General features: G+C 72.4%; 6 protein-coding genes. All 6 read left to right on the top strand.

Annotated features, from left to right (window positions below):
- The first annotated feature begins 301 nt into the window (after window positions 1-301).
- Complete coding sequence (locus ACTIR_RS0110590) at window positions 302-985, top strand: IclR family transcriptional regulator (protein ID WP_026454260.1); 684 nt, start codon at window positions 302-304, stop codon at window positions 983-985.
- Window positions 986-1,234: 249 nt separating this feature from the next.
- Window positions 1,235-3,511, top strand: a complete 2,277-nt coding sequence (locus tag ACTIR_RS0110585; RefSeq protein WP_026454259.1) for a cytochrome P450/oxidoreductase — start codon at window positions 1,235-1,237, stop codon at window positions 3,509-3,511.
- Between the two features lie 118 nt (window positions 3,512-3,629).
- Window positions 3,630-4,973, top strand: a complete 1,344-nt coding sequence (locus ACTIR_RS0110580; RefSeq protein WP_026454258.1) for an MFS transporter — start codon at window positions 3,630-3,632, stop codon at window positions 4,971-4,973.
- 46 nt (window positions 4,974-5,019) lie between these two features.
- Window positions 5,020-5,778 carry an alpha/beta fold hydrolase gene (locus ACTIR_RS0110575; RefSeq protein WP_026454257.1) on the top strand — a complete coding sequence of 253 codons (759 nt, stop codon included), beginning with the start codon at window positions 5,020-5,022 and terminating at the stop codon, window positions 5,776-5,778.
- A gap of 243 nt (window positions 5,779-6,021) precedes the next feature.
- Window positions 6,022-6,891, top strand: coding sequence for a DMT family transporter (locus ACTIR_RS0110570; protein ID WP_026454256.1), 870 nt, complete (start codon window positions 6,022-6,024; stop codon window positions 6,889-6,891).
- A partial coding sequence (locus ACTIR_RS22705; protein WP_065388563.1) for a glycosyltransferase occupies window positions 6,888-7,665 on the top strand: 778 nt, incomplete at its 3' end. The genes ACTIR_RS0110570 and ACTIR_RS22705, both read left to right, overlap by 4 nt.

Below are 7,665 nucleotides of genomic sequence, written 5' to 3'. Positions count from 1 at the left end.
GACGGCCAGCGTGCCGCCCGCCCGCAGGACCCGGCGACGACTCAGCCCGGCACCGGGCGCACCGGACGCCTCGCCCCCGTCGGAGGTCCCGCCCCCGGGCGGGGGTGTGACAGTGTGTCGTTGTCTGTCCACAGCACGGAAGCATGCCGCGCCCGGCGTACGGTGTCACCTACCTCCAGGTAACCATTCGGCGACGTTCCGCCGTACCCGGCGTCGCCGTCGTGGGCGGCCACCGCACCGCGCCACGACCTCCGCCAGTAGGCTCGGGGGCGGACGAGGATCTCGTGACGGACGGAGGCCGATGAGCACGCTGCAGACCCTGGACCGCGGGCTGCGTGCGCTCGAGGTCGTCTCGCAGCATCCGGACGGCATCTCGGTCCCCGAGCTCGCCGCCGAACTCGACGTGCACCGCGCCATCTGCTATCGCATCGTGTCCACGTTGGAGGAACACCTGCTCGTGTCCCGCACCGAGCAGGGACGCATCCGGCTCGGTGCGGGCGCGGCCGTGCTGGGCGCGCGGTTCGAACCCCGCCTCGCCGAGGAGGCACGGCCGATCCTGCACGGGCTGGCCAACGACCTGCGCGCGACGGCGTTCGTCTCCGCCGCCGAGGGCGCCGAGTGCGTGGCGATCATGGTGGCCGAACCGGAGGACACGGTGCTGACCGTCGGCTACCGGGTCGGCAGCAGGCATCCGCTCACCCGGGGCGCGGCGGGGGTCGCGATCCTGGCGGCCCGGCCGGAACGTCCGGACGACCCGGAGCCGGTGCGCGAGGCACGCCGGCTCGGCTACAGCCTCACCCGGGGCGAACTCCAGCGCGGCGCGGTCGGCCTGGCCACCGCGGTGCACGCCACCGACCACACGGCCGGTGCCGGCGCGGTCGAGTACAGCGTCGGCGTCGTGGCCATGGACGGCCTGGACACCACCACCGCCGCCGACGCCGTCCGCACCGCCGCCCACGACCTCACCCACCTCCTCACCCCCTGACCCACCCGCACCCCGCTCCCCCGGGTGTGCCGTGAAGGGCACTCTCCCTGCGTTGAGTGCAGTGAATGTGCCCCTCACCGCGTCCGGGGCAGGGAACGTGCCCCTCACGGCAACCTCCGCGCCCGCAGGGCCTACGGCGGCACCGGGCCTTGACGTGGGTCACCGGGGTACTTAGCCTCTGCGCAGTTCGCTTATCGCTACATGGTGTGCGATATCGGTAAAAGAGCAGCTCACGGAGGCAGCGTGGCCATGAGCACAGGGGCGTGTCCGTTCAGTGACCGGGCGGCGGCGTTCGACCCGTTCGGCGACGAGTACCAGGCCGACCCACCGGAGGCGGTGCGGTGGTCCCGGGACGAGGAGCCCGTCTTCTACAGTCCCGCCCTCGGCTACTGGGTGGTGACGCGCTACGACGACGTGAAGGCCGTCTTCCGGGACAACCTCACGTTCTCGCCGTCGATCGCCCTGGAGAAGATCACCCCGGTCTGCGACGAGGCGACGGCCGTGCTGGAGAAGTACGACTACGCCATGCACCGGACGCTGGTGAACGAGGACGAACCGGCGCACATGCCCCGCAGGCGGGCCCTGCTCGACCCGTTCACGCCGCAACACCTCGTCGACCACGAACCGATGGTGCGCCGCCTGACCCGCGCCTACGTCGACGGCTTCGTCGACACCGGCGAGGTCGACCTCGTCGACGGGATGCTGTGGGAGGTCCCGCTCACCGTCGCGCTGCACTTCCTCGGGGTGCCCGAGGAGGACATGGACACCCTGCGCCGGTACTCCATCGCGCACACGGTGAACACCTGGGGTCGCCCCTCCCCCGACGAGCAGGTCGCCGTCGCGGAGTCGGTGGGCCGGTTCTGGCAGTACGCGGGCGAGGTCGTCGACAAGCTCAAACGCGACCCGTCCGGCCCGGGATGGATGCCCTACAGCATCCGGTTGCAGCGCGAGATGCCGGAGACGATCACCGACTCCTACCTGCACTCGATGATGATGGCCGGGATCGTCGCCGCCCACGAGACCACCGCCCACGCCGCCGCCAACGCGATCAAGCTGCTGCTGGAGAACCGCGCGGTCTGGGACGAACTCTGCGCCGACCCCGGCCTCATCCCGAACGCGGTCGAGGAGTGCCTGCGCCACTCCGGTTCGGTGGCCGCGTGGCGTCGACTGGCCACACGGGACACCACCGTGGGCGGTGTCCCGATCCCGGCCGGAGCGAAACTGCTCATCGTGAACTCGTCGGCCAACCGCGACGAGCGGCACTTCGACGACCCCGACACGGTCGACATCCGCCGGGAGAACACCACCGACCACCTCACCTTCGGCTACGGCAGCCACCAGTGCCTCGGCAAGAACCTCGCCCGCATGGAGCTCCAGGTCTTCCTGCAGGAGCTCACCCGCAGGCTCCCGCACCTGGAGCTGGTTCCGGACCAGCGGTTCACCTACGTGCCGAACACCTCCTTCCGCGGGCCGGAACACCTGTGGGTGCGGTGGGACCCGGCGGCCAACCCGGAACGCCGGGACCCGGCCGTGCGTGACGTCGACCCGCCGGTGACCATCGGCGAACCCGCCACCCGCGCCCCGGCCCGCACGGTCACCGTCACCGACCTCACCCGCGAGGCCGACGGCGTCGTGGGCGTGACCCTCGCCGACGCCACCGGCGCACCACTGCCGTCCTGGTCCCCCGGCGCGCACGTCGACCTCGACCTCGGCGACACCACCCGCCAGTACTCGCTGTGCGGGGACCCGGCCGACACCACGCACTACCGCATCGCCGTGCTGCGCGAACCGGACAGCCGGGGCGGGTCCCGCTTCGTCCACGAACGACTCCGCCCGGGCGACACCCTCACGATGCGCGGGCCACGCAACCACTTCCGCCTCGACCCGGACGCCCGGCGCTACGTCTTCGTCGCGGGCGGCATCGGCATCACCCCGATCGTGGCGATGGCCGACCACGCCCGCGCCCGGGGCGTCGACTACGAGCTCCACTACTGCGGTCGGGACAAGGCGGGGATGGCACTGCTCGACCGGCTGCGCGCCGACCACGGCGACCGCCTGCACGCGCACGTCTCGTCCGCGGGCGACCGGCTCGACGTCGACGCGCTGCTGGCCCGTCCGGACGACGACACCCGCATCTACGCGTGCGGCCCGCAACGGCTGCTGGACGCCCTGGACTCCGCCACCCGCCACTGGCCCGACGACGCCCTGCACGTCGAGCACTTCACCACCACGCAGCAGGCGCTCGACCCGTCCGTGGAGCACGAGTTCGACGTCACACTCGCCGACTCCGACCTGACGGTGCGGGTCCCCGCCGACCGGACCGTGCTCGAGACGCTGCGCGCGGCCAACATCGACGTGCCCAGCGACTGCGAGGAGGGCCTGTGCGGCACCTGCGAGGTGCCGGTCCTCGACGGCGACATCGACCACCGCGACGTGGTCCTCACCCGGTCCGAACGCGCCGAGGGCGACCGCATGATGGCGTGCTGCTCCCGCGCCCGCGGAGGGCGGCTCACCCTCGGCCTCTGAACCCGGAGCGCACCGTCCCGATCCGACCGGGCCCGCGAGGAGGCGGCCCCGACGGCGGCACCGTGCTCCGACCCTTCCAGTTCCCAGGTTCCCCCGACCCAGGAAAGGCATCCCGACAATGGCGTCACCCGTCGAGCAGCAGGCCGCGCAGGCCGGGCCCCCCGCTCCGCCCTCCACCAGCGGCTTCCGACGTGTCCTGGCAGGCAGCATGGCCGGGGCCGTGCTGGAGTGGTACGACTTCGCCATCTACGGCATCCTCGCCGCGACCGTGCTCGGCCCGCTGTTCTTCCCCGGCGAGGGCGAGATCATGAAACTGCTGATGGCCCTGGCGACCCAGGGGATCGGCTTCGTCGCCCGCCCGCTCGGCGGGATCGTGTTCGGCCACCTCGGCGACAAGTTCGGCCGCAAACCCATGCTGGTCACGACCTTCCTGCTGCTGGGACTGTCCACGGCCGCCATCGGACTGCTGCCCACCTACGGGCAGATCGGCATCACCGCCACCGTCCTGCTCGTGCTGCTGCGGCTGACGCAGGGCTTCGCGCTCGGCGGCGAGTTCGGCGCCGCGGTGCTCATGGTCAGCGAGTACGGCGAGCGCCGGCGGCGCGGATTCTGGGCCTCCTGGCCGCAGGCGGGCGCCCCGATGGGCACCGTGCTCGCCACCTCCGTGGTCAGCGTGATCACCCTGTTCGTCTCCGACGCGGCCTTCGACGCGTGGGGCTGGCGGCTCGCGTTCCTCGTCGCGCTCCCGCTGCTGGTGATCGGCTTCTGGCTGCGCCGCAGCGTCGAGGAGTCCCCGGTGTTCCAGGCGGCGCAGGCCCGGCAGGAGACGAAGGCCGTCACCACCCGCAAGCGCTCCAGCATCCTCGACGCGCTGTCCAACCCCCGTCAGGTGCTGCACGGCCTCGGCGTGCGGCTCGGCGAGAACATCGCCTTCTACATCTACACCGTCTTCGTGATCGCCTACGCCACCACGTCGTTCGGCTACGACCGCGGGGACGTCGTGCTGGCGGTGACGTTCGCGTCGCTGTTCCAGTTCGTCGGGATGCTCGGCGGCGGGCGGATCTCCGACAGCGTCGGCCGCAAGCCGGCGATGATCGTGCCGTCGGTGATCCTCGTGGCGTGGGCGCCGCTGTTCTTCTGGCTCGTCCAGTTCGAGAGCCTGCCGCTGCTGTGGCTCGGGGTGTGCGTCGGCGCGTTCTTCCACGGCGTGCTCGCCGGCACCGAGGCCGCGTGGATCACCGAACTGTTCCCCACCCGTCACCGGTTCGCGGGCTCGTCGTTGGTGTTCCAGGGCTCCTCGATCATCGCGGGCGCCCCCGCTCCGTTCATCGCCGTGTGGCTGATCGACCGGTTCGGCGTCGCCAGCGTGATCGCCTACCTGGTCGTCACGATGGCCATCACGGTCGTCGCCGCGGCGACCAGCCGGGAGAGCCGGAACAGCGATCTCGACGCGATCGAGTGAGATCCCCGGCACCGCGCCGAGCGACAACGGAGTTGGAGGACGCGACGTGGCTCACCCCTACGACAGCATCGGCACCGGCGACCATCCCGTGCTCGTGGTGCACGGCTGGTTCGGCTCGGCCGGGGCCTGGCGGCCGGTGCTCGACCACCTGGACACCGGCACGTTCCGCTACCTGTTCCTCGACCTGCGCGGCTACGGGCGCCGCCGGGACGAGCCGGGCGAGCACACGCTCGCCGAGGCGGCGGCCGACGTGCTCGCCGTGGCGGACGAGGCCGGTCTCGACCGGTTCTCGCTCGTCGGCCACTCGATGGGCGGCGCGGTCGTCCAGCGGGTGCTCGCCGACGCCCCCGAACGGGTGCGGTCGGTGGTGGGGATCTCCCCCGTCCCGGCGAGCGGGGTGCCGTTCGACGACGAGGGCTGGCAGCTGTTCTCCGGCGCGGCCACCGACCCGGCCAACCGGCGCGCCATCATCGACCTGACCACCGGCAACCGGTTGACCGGGGTGTGGTTGGACGCGATGGTGCGGCATTCCCTGGAGAACTCGACCGAGCAGGCCGTCGCCGAGTACCTGCGCGCGTGGTCGGGCACCGACTTCCACACCGAGGTCGAGGGCAGCACGGTGCCGGTGAAGGTGCTCGTCGGCGAGCACGACCCCGCACTCGGCGAGGACACCATGCGGCAGACGGTCACCCGCTGGTACCCGAACTGCGACCTCGAGGTCCTCGGCAACTGCGGCCACTACGCCATGGACGAGACCCCGGTGGCCCTGGTGACCGCGATGGAACGGTTCCTGAGCACCGTCTGATCCCCCGGCCCGGCGCCCCACGGGCCCGGGCTCCCGCGGCCCCACCCCGGCGTCCCCGGCCGGTGACACGGTCCCGGGGCGGCACCGACCTCCGTCGGCGCCGCCCCGGGACCGCTCCGCCGTGCCCGGAAAGCGTGATGGGCCTGCGACGCCGGGTGACGATCTCTACCCTGGACAGCGGTGTCGACCGACACCGGACAGGTCAGGGTGCCGTGTGGGCGGGGAGAGGCTGGAGCTGAGGAGATGGTGCTCGCCCTCGCGATCGCGCTGGCCGTGGTCGGGGCGCTGTTCATCGCCGTGGGGTCGGCCCTGCAGGAACGCGTCGTCGTGCACACCCGGCTCTCCGGCGGGCAGATCCGGTTCCTGCTCCGGCTGCTGTCGGAGTCCCGGTGGCTGTGGGGCGGGGTACTCGCCGGGATCGGGGTGGTCCTGCACGTCATCGCGCTGAGCCACGGTCCGGTGAGCATCATCCAACCCGTCGGCACCGCCGGACTGCTCTTCGCCGTGGTCACCAAGGCGCTGCTGGACCGGCGGCCGGTCACCACCCGCGAACTGGTCGGATCCGGGGCGATCATCGCCGGGCTGGCCGGGCTGCTGAGCGCCCTGCCGCACGCCCCGAAGGACTACCGGCTCCCGGACGGGACCGCGCTGCTGCTCGGTCTCGCCGCGCTCGCCGCCACCGGCTTCGTCGTCCTGGTGTCCTGGTGGGTGACCACCGGCAGTGCCAAGGCGGTCGCGCTGGCGCTGGCCGCGGGCGGCGCGTTCGGCGTCGGTTCCGCGTTGATCGGCCTGATCGGCCACCGCACGGTGCAGGACCCGACCGCCGTGCTCGACTGGCCGACGCTGGTCGTGGTGCCCATCCTGGTCCTCGGGGGCCTGTCCCAACAGCACGCGTACCGGATGCGGCGGTTCGCGCTGGTCTTCGCCCTCCTGGAGGTCAGCGACCCGGTGACGGCCTCGGCCGTCGGGGTGCTCGTGCTCGGGGAACCGATGCCGGACACCGTCGCCAAGGCGGCCCAGATGGGGGTCGCCGCCTTCGTGATCGTCCTGGGGGTGGTGGTGCTGGCCCACTCGTACACCGCCCTCACGTCCGCGGAGAAGGACGCGCCATGAGAATCCTGATCTCCACCGACACCTACCCGCCCGACGTGAGCGGGAGTTCGTTCTTCGCCCACACCCTCGCGGTGGGTCTCGCCGACCGCGGCCACGACGTGCACGTGGTCTGTGCCTCCGACGAGGGTCCGCGCCGGGACGTGCGGGAGGACGGGGTGCTGCTGCACCGGCTGCGGTCGGTGCCCCTGGTGATCCACCCGGACGTGCGGTTCGTTCCCCCGCCGGGGGTGCCCGCACAGCTGCGTCGCCTGGTGCCGGCGATCGCCCCGGACGTCCTGCACACCCAGGACCACTTCACCATCGGCCGTGCCGCCGTGCGGGCCGCGCGCCGGCAGGACATCCCGGTGGTGGCCACGCACCACTTCATGCCGGACAACCTCCTGCCGTACCTGCCGCGCCGGGTGCACGCCCCGATCGCCCGGCTGGCGTGGACGGACTGTCTGCGCGTGTACGAACACGTCGACCACGTGACGGCGCCGACCCGCACGGCCGCGGAGCTGGTCACCGGGCGGGGGTTCGACCGCGTGGTGGAACCGGTCTCGTGCGGTGTCGACACCGACCGCTTCCGCCCACCGGACGGGCCCCGGGGGCCGCTGCGCAAGGAACTCGGGTGGCCGGACCTGCCCACGGTGGTGTTCGTCGGCAGGCTGGACGCGGAGAAGCGGCTCGACGAGCTGATCCGCGCGTGGCCCGCCGTGACGCGGCACGTCGACGCCCAGCTCGTGCTGGTCGGCACCGGCACGCGGCGCGGCGAGCTGGAGCGGCTGGCCGGGC

It is taken from the genome of Saccharomonospora iraqiensis subsp. iraqiensis (assembly GCF_000430445.1).
In the GTDB taxonomy this organism is placed as follows: domain Bacteria; phylum Actinomycetota; class Actinomycetes; order Mycobacteriales; family Pseudonocardiaceae; genus Saccharomonospora; species Saccharomonospora iraqiensis.
The sequence above is the reverse complement of the archived record's forward strand: the minus strand, read 5'-3'. Positions and strand labels throughout refer to the sequence as shown.

Excerpts from the sequence above, each read along its gene's own strand:
- ACTIR_RS0110570 (WP_026454256.1), top strand. The coding sequence starts at position 6,022 with ATGGTGCTCGCCCTCGCGATCGCGCTGGCCGTGGTCGGGGCGCTGTTC.
- ACTIR_RS0110580 (WP_026454258.1), top strand. The coding sequence starts at position 3,630 with ATGGCGTCACCCGTCGAGCAGCAGGCCGCGCAGGCCGGGCCCCCCGCT.
- ACTIR_RS0110585 (WP_026454259.1), top strand. The coding sequence starts at position 1,235 with ATGAGCACAGGGGCGTGTCCGTTCAGTGACCGGGCGGCGGCGTTCGAC.
- ACTIR_RS0110590 (WP_026454260.1), top strand. The coding sequence starts at position 302 with ATGAGCACGCTGCAGACCCTGGACCGCGGGCTGCGTGCGCTCGAGGTC.